This is a genomic window from Pseudomonas beijingensis (assembly GCF_030687295.1).
GTDB lineage: Bacteria > Pseudomonadota > Gammaproteobacteria > Pseudomonadales > Pseudomonadaceae > Aquipseudomonas > Aquipseudomonas beijingensis.
The window spans coordinates 5,103,231-5,117,537 of the sequence record NZ_CP117425.1; the positions used below are offsets into that span (position 1 = coordinate 5,103,231).

12 protein-coding genes and 1 pseudogene are annotated in these 14,307 nt (G+C 58.0%); 11 read left to right on the plus strand and 2 right to left on the minus strand.

Annotation, left to right across the window (positions count from 1 at the left end):
- Positions 1 to 205: 205 nt before the first annotated feature.
- The 10 genes from PSH84_RS22700 to aceA all read left to right on the plus strand — a co-directional run bounded on the left by PSH84_RS22700 (position 206) and on the right by aceA (position 10,982).
- The gene (locus tag PSH84_RS22700; protein ID WP_305481833.1) at positions 206 to 1,087 is read left to right on the plus strand and encodes a hypothetical protein; all 882 of its coding nucleotides are present in this window, start codon (positions 206 to 208) and stop codon (positions 1,085 to 1,087) included.
- Positions 1,088 to 1,703: 616 nt separating this feature from the next.
- Complete coding sequence (locus PSH84_RS22705) at positions 1,704 to 2,576, plus strand: hypothetical protein (RefSeq protein WP_305481834.1); 873 nt, start codon at positions 1,704 to 1,706, stop codon at positions 2,574 to 2,576.
- Between the two features lie 208 nt (positions 2,577 to 2,784).
- Positions 2,785 to 3,231: an NUDIX hydrolase gene (locus tag PSH84_RS22710; protein ID WP_122568507.1), complete on the plus strand. Its 447-nt coding sequence runs from the start codon at positions 2,785 to 2,787 to the stop codon at positions 3,229 to 3,231.
- A gap of 59 nt (positions 3,232 to 3,290) precedes the next feature.
- Positions 3,291 to 4,415 (plus strand): tRNA 2-thiouridine(34) synthase MnmA, encoded by a 1,125-nt coding sequence (gene mnmA, locus PSH84_RS22715; RefSeq protein WP_305481835.1) that lies wholly within the window; start codon positions 3,291 to 3,293, stop codon positions 4,413 to 4,415.
- Positions 4,412 to 5,035, plus strand: a complete 624-nt coding sequence (gene hflD / locus PSH84_RS22720) for a high frequency lysogenization protein HflD (RefSeq protein ID WP_060741554.1) — start codon at positions 4,412 to 4,414, stop codon at positions 5,033 to 5,035. The genes mnmA and hflD overlap by 4 nt, the downstream gene beginning before the upstream one ends.
- A gap of 123 nt (positions 5,036 to 5,158) precedes the next feature.
- Entirely contained in the window at positions 5,159 to 6,529 is a 1,371-nt protein-coding gene (gene purB, locus PSH84_RS22725) for an adenylosuccinate lyase (protein WP_053123194.1), read from the plus strand.
- An 84-nt stretch (positions 6,530 to 6,613) separates the two neighbouring features.
- On the plus strand, positions 6,614 to 7,780 hold the full coding sequence (locus PSH84_RS22730) for a ribosomal protein uL16 3-hydroxylase (RefSeq protein ID WP_122568505.1): 1,167 nt from the start codon (positions 6,614 to 6,616) through the stop codon (positions 7,778 to 7,780).
- Positions 7,773 to 8,198: a GNAT family N-acetyltransferase gene (locus tag PSH84_RS22735; protein ID WP_018609216.1), complete on the plus strand. Its 426-nt coding sequence runs from the start codon at positions 7,773 to 7,775 to the stop codon at positions 8,196 to 8,198. The genes PSH84_RS22730 and PSH84_RS22735 overlap by 8 nt, the downstream gene beginning before the upstream one ends.
- A 241-nt stretch (positions 8,199 to 8,439) precedes the next feature.
- Complete coding sequence (locus PSH84_RS22740; RefSeq protein WP_122568504.1) at positions 8,440 to 9,201, plus strand: secretin N-terminal domain-containing protein; 762 nt, start codon at positions 8,440 to 8,442, stop codon at positions 9,199 to 9,201.
- Positions 9,202 to 9,656: 455 nt separating this feature from the next.
- Positions 9,657 to 10,982: an isocitrate lyase gene (gene aceA, locus PSH84_RS22745; protein ID WP_014337679.1), complete on the plus strand. Its 1,326-nt coding sequence runs from the start codon at positions 9,657 to 9,659 to the stop codon at positions 10,980 to 10,982.
- Between the two features lie 112 nt (positions 10,983 to 11,094).
- On the opposite strand, the gene PSH84_RS29085 is transcribed toward aceA, so the two are convergent.
- The gene (locus tag PSH84_RS29085; protein ID WP_439653613.1) at positions 11,095 to 12,012 is read right to left on the minus strand and encodes a methyl-accepting chemotaxis protein; all 918 of its coding nucleotides are present in this window, start codon (positions 12,010 to 12,012) and stop codon (positions 11,095 to 11,097) included.
- Positions 12,001 to 13,017, minus strand: a pseudogene (locus tag PSH84_RS29090) (methyl-accepting chemotaxis protein); the annotation flags it as partial. The pseudogene PSH84_RS29090 and the gene PSH84_RS29085, both read right to left, overlap by 12 nt.
- Before the next feature lie 871 nt (positions 13,018 to 13,888).
- On the opposite strand from PSH84_RS29090, the gene PSH84_RS22755 reads away from it, so the two are divergent.
- The gene (locus PSH84_RS22755) at positions 13,889 to 14,302 is read left to right on the plus strand and encodes an NADH-quinone oxidoreductase subunit A (protein WP_003203367.1); all 414 of its coding nucleotides are present in this window, start codon (positions 13,889 to 13,891) and stop codon (positions 14,300 to 14,302) included.
- The last annotated feature ends 5 nt before the right edge of the window (positions 14,303 to 14,307 follow it).

Below are 14,307 nucleotides of genomic sequence, written 5' to 3' on the forward strand. Positions count from 1 at the left end.
GGCAAGAGAACGAGAGAGCGTCGGATCAGGTGTCATTCTGAAACTGGAAGGGCCTGCAGCAGTGTCGACCTCAAGTGGAGCGAAACCGGGTTGCTGAAATCGCCTACGTAGCGATAGCAATCCGTGAACAAGGTTTGAGTTTTTTCAACGAACAACAAGCGCTGACAACTCATCACCTGACTCGCGTACATTGAGGAAACACGTAATGGAAAAAAAAGCGCAAGTAACCATACCTGCTCAACGGCACTTCTCTATTGGGAACTGGAGCTTTCTGGAGCTGACAGTTTCCCCAACCCTATATGCTAGAGATCGCGACAACGAACCCTTTGCATATCGCGAAATAAATAAGCTTAGCTCTTCGGGTGGAAGATACTCTACAGATGTTCGCACCAATGACCATGGCCAGAGATACAGCTACGCCACCGCCTCCCATGAATTACTGTTTAAAAGCGCATCTGCCGAATACAGATTCAATGCGAACAAATTCGGAAACCAAGTCACCTACTCAACCAGCTCACCGGGCGCCTCCGTCGAAGCTTTTTATTGGATCTTCGATGATTTTCTACGCGTGATTGAACTTACGATGCGTAAATCAGATGATCCCGTCGACCATAAAATAGATGAGTCCAACAGGGAGTACGAAGTTCAGCTCAACGGTCAGATCATTCAATGTTCTACAGGGGACCCTGTGCATCCCGCTCCTAAAAAAAAGGTGTCACAAATCGTTATCGCAGACACGGATAGATTTTCTTTTTTATCCAATGTAAATATCTATTTTTCGGGCTGCGATGTATACCAAGAATATCCGCCAGAAAAAATAAAAAAGGTTGACCGACACGGCGAGGGCAATCCCAGCGCGGCCACCGATTACTACCTCACACCGGACAAGGGCTATCCCCCTGGCATCACAATTCTTACTATAAAAGACGGGTTCTCGGAAGCAACGGCTGTCGTCGAGTTCGATCACGACACATTCAATAAACAGGTAACCGTGACCATCAAATCGTTCACCAGCAGACTGTGTGACATCCGAGACTTTTCATACCTCGAACAATACTTTCCCAATGCGATATGTATCGCGCTTTAAGGATCTCCGGATCTTGCACCCGCCTGCGGGACTTGCTCGGGACGGCGAGTGGTCATTCATTATCGACTGACCCACCGCTATCGCGAGCAAGCTCGCTCCCACAATGGCCCAATTCCAATCTGAGAAATAAAGGCCCCCATGAACTGGCAATCCCACATTACCGCCCCCCTCGCTGAGGACCAAGGCCGTTTTCAGATGACGTGGATGCAACGGCAGACGGGTGGCGGCCAACGCATAGCAAGATAGGGGCATTGTTCCTGTGCGCGGCATCAGCTTGACAGAATCAGGAGGCAGCCTAGGCTTGACAGCATCGTTCTAAGTACGCCCTCTTCACTGAAGGCGCATGAAATAGACCATGAAGATTGAAGGCCCCGGCGTGACCCAAACACGCTCCTTTCAGCCTTTTGGGATGCGGGATGTCTCGGCAAGAGAACGAGAGAGCGTCGGATCAGGTGTCATCCTGATTACCTAAAGATGTAGCGACCTCAAGCGGAGCGAAACCGGGTTGCTGAATCCGCTACGTAGCGATAGCAATCCTTGTCCAGGGTTTGAGTTTTTCAGCGAGCAACACATGCTTAAAACTCAGCACCCAGCTCATACACTGAGGGTCCACATTGTGAAGAAGAATGCGCAAATTACTATGACCGCTCAAATGCCTTTCAGCATTGCAAATATCGACAATCAACAGCTGCTAGGCGCTCCCGCCCTATACAAGAGAGAGGGCCAGGGCGAGCCTTTTGAATATCCTAAAATAGATGAATTCACCGATACGTATACCCTTTACTGCTCTACAGATGTTCGCCACAACGACCACGGACAGAGATACAACTACATCACAGCTTCCCAGGAGCTTCTATTTAAAAGCGCACATGCCGAATACAGATTCAATTTGAACAAATTTGGAAACCAGGTCACCTATTCAACCAATTCTCCAGGTGCTAGCGTCACGGCCAATCCTTGGATTTTCGATGACTTCTCCATGAAAATTCAGCTTGAAATGCGTGAGCCAGGTACAAAGGCCGACCGAAAGACAGATAAGACCAACAGGCGACTCGAGGCCCAGACTTACGATCAGGTCCTTCAATATGCTTCAAACGACCCCGTGCATCCTGCTCCGCAAAAAAAGGCCTCACAAGTCGTTATCAAAAACACAGATAAATTCTCGCTGCTATTCAATGTCAACCTCTATTTCTCGGGCTGCGATGTATACCAAGAGTTCCCTCCAGGTGAAATGCACAAAGTTGACAAACGAGCTGGGGCATCTACCGACTGCTACCTCACACCGGAAAAGGGTTATCCACCAGGAGTCACAACCCTGACGATAAAAAATGGATTTTCGGAGGCAACCGCCATCGTCAAATTTGACCACGACGCATCAAAAAAACAGGTCACCATGACAATCGAATCATTTACGAGCAAGCTTTGTGACATCCGAGACTTCTCACTCAGCAACAAACCATTTCCGAATGCGATATGCATTGCTCTTTAAGGATGATCAGAACCCGCACAGGCCTGCGAAGGGCTACTGCAATTTACGTTCAAGACCAGCCTCGCTGAAAAGGAGGACGTAATTGCCTGTAGGGGCCCTTGCTCGGGACGGCGATCCATCGTTCATTTAATATCGACTGATCCACCGCCATCGCGAGCAAGCTCGCTCCCACAGTGGCCCATATTCCAATCTGAAAATAGAGAACCCCATGGACTGGCAACCCCACATCACCGTCGCCACCATCGTCGAAGACCACGGCCGCTTCCTGATGGTGGAAGAATCCAAAGGCGGACGCGCGGTGCTCAACCAGCCCGCCGGACACCTGGACCCCAACGAAACGCTGATCGAAGCCGCCGTGCGCGAAACCCTGGAAGAAACCGGCTGGGACGTCGAGCCCACCGGCGTGGTGGGCATTTATCTGTACACCGCCCCCAGCAACGGCGTGACGTACCAGCGGGTCTGTTTCGCCGCCAAGGCCTTGAAACACCACCCTGAGTATCAACTGGACGACGGCATCCTGGGCGCCAGATGGCTGAGCCGCGACGAACTGCTCGAACAGCGCGAGCACTGGCGCAGCGAGCTGATCATCCGCTGCATCGACGATTATCTGGACGGCCACCACCACAGTCTGACGCTGATCCGTCCTTCTCTTTAGCCTTGCGCGCCCGGGCCTGATAGAATCGCGTCCTTTTTCAAGACACTCATTGAATTCCTATGCGTGATCCAGCCCCTTCTGACACACCCAAGAAGCGCGTCATTGTCGGCATGTCCGGCGGCGTGGACTCTTCCGTTTCCGCCCTTCTGCTGATCGAGCAGGGTTATGAGGTGGAAGGCCTGTTCATGAAGAACTGGGAAGAAGACGACGGAACCGAATACTGCACCGCCATGGATGACCTGGCGGACGCCCAGGCCGTGTGCGACAAGATCGGCATCAAGCTGCACACCGCCAACTTCGCCGCCGAGTACTGGGACAACGTGTTCGAGCACTTCCTGGCCGAATACAAGGCCGGGCGCACGCCGAACCCGGACATCCTCTGCAACCGCGAAATCAAGTTCAAGGCGTTCCTCGACTACGCCATGATGCTCGGCGCCGACCTAATCGCCACCGGCCACTACGTGCGCCGTCGCGACATCGACGGCCGCACCGAACTGCTCAAGGGCCTGGACCCAAACAAGGACCAGAGCTACTTCCTGCATGCCGTCGGCGGCGAGCAGATCGCCAAGACACTGTTCCCGGTAGGTGAACTGGAAAAGCCCGAAGTGCGCGCAATTGCGGAGAAACACCAGCTCGCCACCGCCAAAAAGAAGGATTCCACCGGGATCTGCTTCATTGGCGAGCGCCGTTTCAGCGATTTCCTCAAGCAATACCTGCCAGCCCAGCCAGGCGAGATCAAGACCACCGAAGGTGAAGTCATCGGCCGTCACCATGGTCTGATGTACCACACCATCGGCCAGCGCCAGGGCCTGGGCATCGGTGGGCTGAAAGACGCTGGGGAAGAGCCGTGGTACGTGCTGGTCAAGGACCTGGAACACAACGAGCTGATCGTCGGCCAGGGCAACGACCATCCCTGGCTGTTTTCCCGTGCCCTGCTCGCCTCCGACATCTACTGGGTCAACCCGGTCGACCTCAGCGAACCACGCCGCCTGACGGCCAAGGTTCGCTACCGCCAGAGCGACCAGCCCTGCACCCTGGAAAAAACCGCCACAGGCTACCGTGCCACCTTCGACGACCCGCAGCGGGCGGTCACACCCGGCCAGTCGGTGGTGTTCTACGACGGCGACATCTGCCTGGGCGGCGGCGTGATCGAAGTCGCAGAGCCCTGGAGCAGCAAGGCATGAACCCCATCCAGGAACAACTGACGGCATTGGGCGGCGTGTTTCTCGCCGCCGTGCTGGTGGACAGGATCGCCAAGACCGGCCAGGCCACCGAAGCGGGCGTGGCCTGCATGCTCGGCAGCCTGCTGGTTCGCGACCCCAAGGACACACTGGAAGTCTATGGCGGCGACGACCTGAACCTGCGCGAAGGCTATCGTGCGCTGATCGGCGCCTTGGAGCGCGATCCCAGCGCCTTGCAACGCGAGCCGCTGCGCTATGCCCTGTCGATGCTGGGCCTTGAGCGCCAGTTGGCCAAGCGCGACGACCTGCTGGAGACCATCGGCAAACGCTTGCCGCAGATCCAGTCCCAGGTCGAGCACTTCGGCCCGGCTCACGAAAACGTCGTCGCGGCCTGCGGTTCGCTGTACCAGGACACCCTGAGCACCTTGCGCCAGCGCATCCAGGTGCATGGCGACATGCGCAACCTGCAACAGCCGAGCAATGCCTCGAAGATCCGCGCCCTGCTGCTGGCCGGGATTCGCTCGGCACGGCTGTGGCGGCAGTTGGGTGGCCATCGCTGGCAACTGGTGATCAGCCGACGCAAATTGCTGAAAGAGCTTTACCCGTTGATGCGCAACGAATAAGTCGCCTCAACCCATTTTTTAGCTTGTTACGCGTAACACGCCGGTCAGTTGGCGACGGACCGGCGATTGTTTTCATGTATGATACGCGCCCCATTTCGTTGCCCGACTGTCCGAGAACACCCTATGCAGCTCTCTTCGCTCACTGCGGTTTCCCCTGTTGACGGCCGCTACGCCGGCAAAACCCAGGCCCTGCGCCCGATTTTCAGCGAGTACGGCCTGATCCGTGCCCGCGTCCTGGTTGAAGTGCGCTGGCTCCAGCGCCTGGCCGCCCACCCTGCCATCGGCGAAGTGCCGGCGTTCTCGGCCGAAGCCAACGCGGTGTTGAACGCCCTGGCCGAAAACTTCGTGCTGGAACACGCCGAGCGCGTCAAAGAGATCGAGCGCACCACCAACCACGACGTCAAGGCCATCGAATACCTGCTCAAGGAGCAGGCGGCCAAGCTGCCGGAGCTGGCCAATGTCAGCGAGTTCATCCACTTTGCCTGCACCAGCGAGGACATCAACAACCTGTCCCACGCCCTGATGCTGCGCGAAGGCCGTGATGAAGTGATGCTGCCCCTGATGCGCCAGACCGCCCAGGCCATCCGCGAACTGGCGATCCGCTTCGCCGACGTGCCGATGCTGTCGCGCACCCACGGTCAACCGGCATCGCCGACCACCCTGGGCAAGGAGCTGGCGAACGTGGTCTATCGCCTGGAGCGCCAGATCGCCCAGGTGGCCGCCGTGCCGCTGCTGGGCAAGATCAACGGCGCCGTGGGCAACTACAACGCCCACCTGTCGGCCTACCCGGACATCGACTGGGAAGCCAATGCCCGCGCCTTCATCGAAGACGAGCTGGGCCTGAGCTTCAACCCGTACACCACCCAGATCGAACCGCACGACTACATCGCCGAGCTGTTCGATGCAATCGCCCGTTTCAACACCATCCTGATCGACTTCGACCGTGACATCTGGGGCTACATCTCCCTGGGTTACTTCAAGCAGCGCACCATCGCCGGCGAAATCGGTTCCTCGACCATGCCGCACAAGGTCAACCCGATCGACTTCGAAAACTCCGAAGGCAACCTGGGCATCGCCAACGCGCTGTTCCAGCACCTGGCGAGCAAACTGCCGATCTCCCGCTGGCAGCGTGACCTGACCGACTCCACGGTGCTGCGCAACCTGGGCGTGGGCTTTGCCCATAGCGTCATTGCCTACGAAGCCAGCCTCAAGGGCATCAGCAAGCTGGAACTGAACGAGCAGAAGATCGCCGCCGACCTGGACGCCTGCTGGGAAGTCCTGGCCGAGCCGATCCAGACCGTGATGCGTCGCTACAACATCGAAAACCCGTATGAAAAGCTGAAAGAGCTGACCCGTGGCAAGGGCATCAGCCCTGAAGCGCTGCAGACTTTCATCGATGGCCTGGACATGCCTGCCGAGGCCAAGGCGGAGCTGAAGAAGCTCACGCCGGCCAGCTACATCGGCAACGCGGCGGCACAAGCCAAGCGCATCTGATCCACGGCTTTACCTTTGAGACGCCCGGCCGCGCCGGGCGTTTTTATTCGCGTCTGAAAAGTATATTTTTTCAATAGGTTACACATGAATCCTGATATTCCTCTGCAACTCCTGGGCGGCATCACGGCACGGGAGTTCCTGCGCGACTACTGGCAGAAAAAACCCCTGCTGATCCGTCAGGCGATTCCTGACTTCCAAAGCCCGATCGATGCCGATGAACTGGCTGGCCTGGCCTTGGAAGAAGAAGTCGAATCGCGCCTGGTGATCGAGCACGGCGAGCGTCCCTGGGAACTGCGTCGCGGCCCATTCGCCGAAGACGAATTCAGCAAGTTGCCGGAGCGCGAGTGGACCCTGCTGGTGCAGGCGGTCGACCAGTTCGTGCCGGAAGTCAGCGAACTGCTGGAGAACTTCCGTTTCCTGCCGAGCTGGCGCATCGACGATGTGATGATCAGCTTCGCCGCCCCGGGTGGCAGCGTGGGTCCGCATTTCGATAACTATGACGTGTTCCTGCTGCAGGGCCATGGCCAGCGCAACTGGAAGATCGGCCAGATGTGCGACTCCGAAAGCCCGCTGCTGCAGCACGCAGACCTGCGCATCCTCGCCGACTTCGAAGCCACCGACGAGTGGGTCCTTGAACCGGGCGACATGCTCTACCTGCCGCCGCGCCTGGCGCACTGCGGCGTGGCCGTGGACGACTGCATGACCTACTCGGTAGGCTTCCGCGCGCCGAGCGCCGCCGAAGTGCTGACCCACTTCACCGACTTCCTCAGCCAGTTCCTGCCGGACGAAGAACGCTACACCGATGCCGACGCGCGCCCGGTGGCCGACCCGCACCAGATCCAGCACGACGCCCTCGACCGCCTCAAGGGCCTGCTGGCCGAGCACATGAGCGACGAACGCCTGCTGCTGACCTGGTTCGGCCAGTTCATGACCGAGCCGCGCTACCCGGAACTGGTGGTGGGCCCGGAACTGGAAGAAGACGACCTGCTGGCCAGCCTGGAACAAGGCGCCGTGATCATCCGCAACCCGAGCGCGCGCCTTGCCTGGTCGGAAGTCGATGATGACCTGCTGCTGTTCGCCAGCGGCCAGAGCCGTTACCTGCCGGGCAAGCTGCGCGAATTGCTGAAGATGATCTGTGCCGCCGACGCCCTGCACATCGAGAACCTTGGCCCGTGGTTGGCCGACGAAGACGGTCGCGGCCTGGTCTGCGAGCTGGTCAAGCAAGGCAGCCTGGGGTTCGCCGATGAATAAAATTCACGTTCGTGTCGCAGACTGGCAAAAGGATAACGCCGAGATCCGGCGCATTCGTGAGACCGTGTTCATCGCCGAGCAGTCCGTTCCGCCCGAGCTGGAATGGGATGCCGATGACCAGAGCGCAGTGCATTTCCTGGCGTTCGAAGGCGATTTTCCCATTGGCACCGCTCGTCTATTGACCGACGGCCACATCGGCCGAGTCTCGGTCCTCAAGGACTGGCGCGGCCTGAAGGTGGGCGATGCGCTGATGCATGCGGTGATCGCAGAAGCCGAGAAGCGTGGGCTCCAGCAGCAGATGCTCAGCGCCCAGGTGCATGCCACGCCGTTCTATGAGCGGTTGGGGTTTGCGGTGGTCAGCGAGGAGTTCCTGGAAGCCGGAATTCCTCATGTGGACATGGTTCGCCATTCGGCCTGACACCGCAGCGCAGCCATCGCGAGCAAGCTCGCTCCCACAGGGACCTGCGGTGAACAGAGATTTCGTGTACATCACTATTCCAATGTGGGAGCGAGCTTGCTCGCGATGAGGCCCTGAAGAACACCACAAAACGCCCCGCCATCCTCCGATGCCGGGGCGTTTTGCCGTCTACCATTCAACTTGCCCCACCCCAGGCCGACAAACTGGCAATATCAAGCCTTTGTCTCGCGGAGAAATGGACATGTCCTTACGCACCCTGCTGACCACCCTGCTGCTCGGCTGCAGCCTGTCGGTCATGGCGGACACGCAAATCGTGCCGCTGAACTACCGCACCAGCGCCGACCTGTTGCCGGTGGCACAGAATTTCATCGGCAAGGACGGCCAGGTCAGCGCCTACGGCAACCAACTGATCGTCAATGCCGATCCGGGCAAGATCGAAGAACTCCGGCAATTCCTCGCCCAACTGGACACCGCCCCCAAGCGCCTGCTGATCACGGTCGACACCAACGAAAACAACCTGCAGGGCAACCAGGGTTACTCGGTCAACGGTGCAGCCCCCAGCCAGACCCGCATCATCAACCGCAGCACCGCCAGCCGTGACGGCGGCGTGCAGCAGGTGCAGGCCAGCGAGGGCCAGCCAGCGCTGATCCAGGTGGGCCAGAGCGTGCCGTTCACCAGCAACCAGACCGACAACTACGGGCGCATGCAAAGCCAGACCGAATACCGCAACGTCACCCAAGGTTTCTATGTCACGGCCAGCGTCACCGGCGAGACCGTTCATCTGAGCATCAGTACCAACCGTGACCGTATGAGCCAGGAACGTCCAGATGTAGTGAACGTTCAGAGTACCGACACAACTGTCAGCGGACGCCTGGGCGAATGGATCACCCTGGCCGGCGTGAATCGCCAGACTCAGGCCGACAAACAAGGCCTGACCCGCAGCTACTCGACCCAGGGCCGCGATGACATGATTTTGCGGGTCAAGGTCGACACCCTGAACTGAAGCACCAAAAACTGACTGATGAGTCGTATTAGACCAAAGATGTAGTGCTATAAAAAAAGCACTACAAAACGTTTGACGAGCCAAAAAACCGAAGGCATGATGGCCTCGCTCCCGCTAATCAGGGGCCCTGGCAAGGGCCTTCGGGTCGACGCTTGCAACTACCCTGCGAGCCGATTCGTGTCTGTACCGCCCACAAGGTGTGTTTGACGAGGTTGCGACTGGAACGAAGTTGTCCCGAGGGACGGAAGCGTAACTAGGTAACCCGGCATCACTCTGAGTTCGTATCAAGGCCCACGACGCCCGAATGCGCCCGCAGTTCGCCCCTACCTGCTCACTTTCCCCTCGAGCCCATCGTTCTTCCCGTCGCCGCCCCGCCTGAACCGACTTGTACGCCAACCCCTGGTCGGCAGGAGCAGGAATTTTCCACCAAGACCTATGCGACGAGGTTTATCTCCATGGCACTGACACGCGAACAGCAAATTGCAGCCCTTGAAAAAGACTGGGCTGAAAACCCGCGCTGGAAAGGCGTGAAGCGCAATTATTCCGCTGCTGACGTCGTCCGTCTGCGTGGCTCGGTTCAACCTGAGCACACCTTTGCGAAAATGGGCGCCGAGAAGCTGTGGAACCTGGTCACCCAGGGCGCCAAGCCAGCCTTCCGTCCCGAGAAAGATTTCGTCAACTGCATGGGCGCCCTGACCGGCGGCCAGGCTGTGCAGCAAGTCAAGGCCGGCATCCAGGCGATCTACCTGTCGGGCTGGCAAGTGGCCGCGGACAACAACTCCGCCGAATCGATGTACCCCGACCAGTCGCTGTACCCGGTGGATTCGGTTCCAACCGTGGTCAAGCGCATCAACAACTCGTTCCGTCGCGCCGACCAGATCCAGTGGAAAGCCGGCAAGAACCCGGGCGACGAAGGCTACATCGACTACTTCGCGCCGATCGTGGCTGACGCCGAAGCTGGTTTCGGTGGTGTCCTGAACGCCTACGAGCTGATGAAGAGCATGATCGAAGCAGGCGCCGCCGGCGTTCACTTCGAAGACCAACTGGCTTCGGTGAAGAAATGCGGCCACATGGGCGGCAAGGTACTGGTTCCAACCCAGGAAGCCGTGCAGAAGCTGACCGCTGCTCGCCTGGCCGCCGACGTTGCCGGTGTACCGACCATCATCCTGGCCCGTACCGACGCCAACGCCGCCGACCTGCTGACTTCCGACTGCGACCCGTACGACCAGCCGTTCGTGACCGGTACCCGCACCCAGGAAGGCTTCTACAAGGTGCGCGCCGGCCTCGACCAGGCCATCGCCCGTGGCCTGGCCTACGCGCCGTACGCCGATCTGATCTGGTGCGAAACCGCCAAGCCGGACCTGGACGAAGCCCGTCGCTTCGCCGAAGCGATCAAAAAGGAATACCCGGACCAACTGCTGTCGTACAACTGCTCGCCTTCCTTCAACTGGAAGAAAAACCTGGACGACGCGACCATCGCCAAGTTCCAGCGCGAACTGTCCGCCATGGGCTACAAGCACCAGTTCATCACCCTGGCCGGCATTCACAACATGTGGCACAGCATGTTCAACCTGGCGCACGACTACGCCCGCAACGACATGACCGCCTACGTGAAACTGCAAGAGCAGGAGTTCGCTGACGCCGCCAAGGGCTACACCTTCGTGGCTCACCAGCAGGAAGTGGGCACCGGCTACTTCGACGACATGACCACCGTGATCCAGGGTGGCACTTCGTCGGTGACCGCACTGACCGGCTCCACCGAAGAAGAACAGTTCCACTGATCCTTGAGGTAAACGGCCCTTGCGGACCGAATAAAAGCTAACCGCAAAGCCGACGATCTGACGCCCCGACTGGTTCGGGGCTTTTTTTTGCCGCCTTTACCCGGTTCGCTTTTTACACCTTGAAATGACTGACCAACTGCTGCAACTGGTTGCCCAGGCGCGCCAGCTCGATGCTGGAGGCTGCGGTTTCTTCGCTGGCTGAGGCGGTCTGCTCGGATACATCGCGCACGCTCAGGATACTGCGGCTGATTTCCTCGGCCACCGAGCTTTGTTGCACCGCGGCGGCAGCAATCTGTTGGTTCATGGCCTGAATGCCAGAAACCGCCTGGGTGATGCTACCCAGAGATGTGCCGGCTTTGGATGCCAACGCCACGCTGCTGTCGGTCAGCTCGCGGCTATTTTGCATGATAGTCGATACCTGGCGCGTGCCGTTCTGCAAGCCCGCCACCAGGCTTTCAATCTCTTCGGTGGAATGCTGGGTACGCTGGGCCAACCCGCGTACTTCGTCGGCGACCACGGCAAAACCGCGCCCGGCGTCACCCGCGCGAGCGGCCTCAATGGCGGCGTTAAGGGCCAGCAAGTTGGTCTGCTCAGCCACCGCCCTGATCACGTCCATGATCTTGCCGATGCGCCCGCTTTCTTGTTCCAGCTCGTTCATGGCCTCGACCGAGCGCCCGACCTCGCTGGCCAAGCGCTCAATCTGAACGATGGCTTGCGCGACCACTTGGTCGCCAATACGGGCCTGTGCATCGGCCTCCGATGCGGCTGCGCGAGCTTGTTCGGCATTACGCGCGACTTCATGCACGGTGACCGACATTTCGTGCATGGCAGTCGCCACCTGATCGGTCTCGGTCTTCTGACTATTGACCCCGGCACTGGTCTGCTCAGTGACAGCCGATAGCTCTTCGGCGGCACTGGCGATTTGGGTGACGCCATCGCGGATGCCACCGATCAGATCGCGCAAGGTGATGCCCATGCGTTGAATACCCTGCTGCAAGGCACCCAGCTCATCACGACGGGTCACGATCATGTGTTGCGTGAGGTCGCCTGCTGCAATGCGATCGACCACAGCCAATGTGTCCTGCAACGGCCGTGTAATCTGGCGGGTGATGATCAAGGCGGCAAAAATCCCCAACAACATCGCCAAGGCCGTACAACTCAGCTGCAGGATGCGAGCCTGGGCGCTGTCTTCATCCCGGGAGACCAGTTGGCTGGCATACATTTCGTCAGACAGACGAGTGATGGTTTCACCCAAATCGACAGTGTCCTGCACGGCCTTGCCAATGGCCTGATTGCTGGCAGTGAAGTCCTGCACCGAACGGCGGTAAGCAGTCAGCGCGGTTTCCAGCTGCTGGATGGTGTCGGCATAGGTCGAGCCGAAAGCGTTGTTGAGGGCTTCGATGCTCTTGAGCGCATTTTCGAGCTGGCGGGTGGCGGCTTGTTCGGTGGTGCTGTTGGGGTTGCCGGTATAGCCACGCACTTCATAACGCACCAGCGCCACGTCCTCTTTGGCCTTGAGGATTAGCTTATAAAGGTCAAAGCGGCGCTCATCCGAAGCGGGCATCGCTTCTACGTCACTGATGACCTTGGCAATCAGCGCAGCGCCCTTGACCGCATTGACGCCCATCTCCTTGCGCATGGCTGCGTCATTGCGATAAGCCTCGCGCATCGTATTCAGCGCCACTTGATACTGCGTGCTGGCCTGCTCGATCAGCGCAAGTTTTTTCTGGTTTTCAGGTTTTCTCAACTCGTTCGCGAGGCTTTTTTGCTTGGCGACAAACTGCTCCAGCGACGCCTGGATCATTGCCCCCTTTTGTTCATCGCCCCTGTCCAGCTGGTATTGCAAGCGAGCCCTGCGCAAGTGATCGAGACGGTTGCCGAGTTCGGTAATGCTGGTCATTCGATCCGTACGCTCGATCATTTTTCCCAGGCTGAACCAGCCTGTCGCGGCGAGGATAGCGGTCAGAATCAGCACAACGGCAAAACCCAAAGCCAGCTTGAGCATAACGCTCATATTCGCGATCCAAGAGTTCATGACATTCCTTTGGTTATCAGCCGCGAACGATGAAAACTGACGCGGTTTATCTGAGAAGGGGCGAGAATCCAATCAATATTGATATATATGATTAGATGAATGAGCCGCAAAGATAGCTATTTGCCATCAATCCTTCAAGGCTTTAAGCCTGGCCTCGTGCCGATTTTTGCTCGCAAGGCGGGTGTCGCCTAAACGCGAATCCCTTGGCCACAGGTTCTGTGGTTGACTTGACCGTTCGACATTGAGCTGACGACCCTTGGTTTTTTCACCCGTTTTTTTTGAAGCGACCTACTCTGTAAGAGCAAGGCTGCACCTGTGGGAGCCAGGCTTGGCCGCGATGAACGATAAGGCAGTCTGCCTCGGGACCGCTTTGCCGGCATCGCGAGCAAGCTTTGGTTCCCACAGGAGCAGCCCTCATGCCAATCCAACCTTCATCAAGACCTTCCCCACAAAACTTCGGCGCATGGATAGAAAAATTGATCGAACGCAGTATTGGGCAGTCCGAAAAGGAGTAAAACGTGCGGCGCTGACAATTGCAGTAGCGGCGATGTAAGACAGCCCTTAAGACACAACACTAAGTGCAGCGCAGAAAAGCCGCCACAGATAACAATAATTATCATTTGGAAGTCATTATCATTGTTACATCCGCACGAAATATTATTGATCAATAGCCGGCCAACGCCCACGGGGCCGGGGCCGCAGGGGCCTGGGGGAGCGCTATGTCCTTATTCCAATAAATAATTTCGCTATAGGAATTTTACTTGCCCGGTGTTTAGCCATAAAATCACCGCGATTGATTGCTGCGACATATCGTCACTGCGTTATTTCATTCAAGCTCAGAGACCTTTGCTCTCTGTTAAGGATTTCCAGCATGTCCGAAGCGACAGGACTCATGGCCCACAATTGGGGCTTTGCCATTTTCCTTCTGGGCGTTGTTGGCCTGTGTGCTTTCATGCTCGGCGTTTCGAGCCTGCTTGGGTCAAAAGCCTGGGGCCGCAGCAAAAATGAACCGTTCGAGTCCGGCATGCTGCCTACCGGTGGCGCCCGCTTGCGGCTCTCAGCCAAATTCTATCTGGTCGCGATGCTGTTCGTGATCTTCGATATCGAAGCCCTCTTTCTCTTTGCATGGTCTGTGTCCGTCCGCGAAAGCGGCTGGACCGGATTCGTCGAAGCTCTCGTTTTCATAGCAATTCTGTTGGCAGGTCTTGTCTACCTTTACCGGGTGGGGGCACTTGATTGGGCTCCGGAAGCTCGGCGCAAGCGGCAAGCGAAGCTGAAACAATGAGGCTT

What these genes read in the sequence shown, in the direction of transcription:
- PSH84_RS22700 (WP_305481833.1), top strand. Translation starts at nt 206, where the DNA reads ATGGAAAAAAAAGCGCAAGTAACCATACCTGCTCAACGGCACTTCTCT.
- PSH84_RS22710 (WP_122568507.1), top strand. Translation starts at nt 2,785, where the DNA reads ATGGACTGGCAACCCCACATCACCGTCGCCACCATCGTCGAAGACCAC.
- mnmA (WP_305481835.1), top strand. Translation starts at nt 3,291, where the DNA reads ATGCGTGATCCAGCCCCTTCTGACACACCCAAGAAGCGCGTCATTGTC.
- hflD (WP_060741554.1), top strand. Translation starts at nt 4,412, where the DNA reads ATGAACCCCATCCAGGAACAACTGACGGCATTGGGCGGCGTGTTTCTC.
- purB (WP_053123194.1), top strand. Translation starts at nt 5,159, where the DNA reads ATGCAGCTCTCTTCGCTCACTGCGGTTTCCCCTGTTGACGGCCGCTAC.
- PSH84_RS22730 (WP_122568505.1), top strand. Translation starts at nt 6,614, where the DNA reads ATGAATCCTGATATTCCTCTGCAACTCCTGGGCGGCATCACGGCACGG.
- PSH84_RS22735 (WP_018609216.1), top strand. Translation starts at nt 7,773, where the DNA reads ATGAATAAAATTCACGTTCGTGTCGCAGACTGGCAAAAGGATAACGCC.
- PSH84_RS22740 (WP_122568504.1), top strand. Translation starts at nt 8,440, where the DNA reads ATGTCCTTACGCACCCTGCTGACCACCCTGCTGCTCGGCTGCAGCCTG.
- aceA (WP_014337679.1), top strand. Translation starts at nt 9,657, where the DNA reads ATGGCACTGACACGCGAACAGCAAATTGCAGCCCTTGAAAAAGACTGG.
- PSH84_RS29085 (WP_439653613.1), bottom strand. Translation starts at nt 12,012, where the DNA reads ATGATCGTGACCCGTCGTGATGAGCTGGGTGCCTTGCAGCAGGGTATT.
- PSH84_RS22755 (WP_003203367.1), top strand. Translation starts at nt 13,889, where the DNA reads ATGTCCGAAGCGACAGGACTCATGGCCCACAATTGGGGCTTTGCCATT.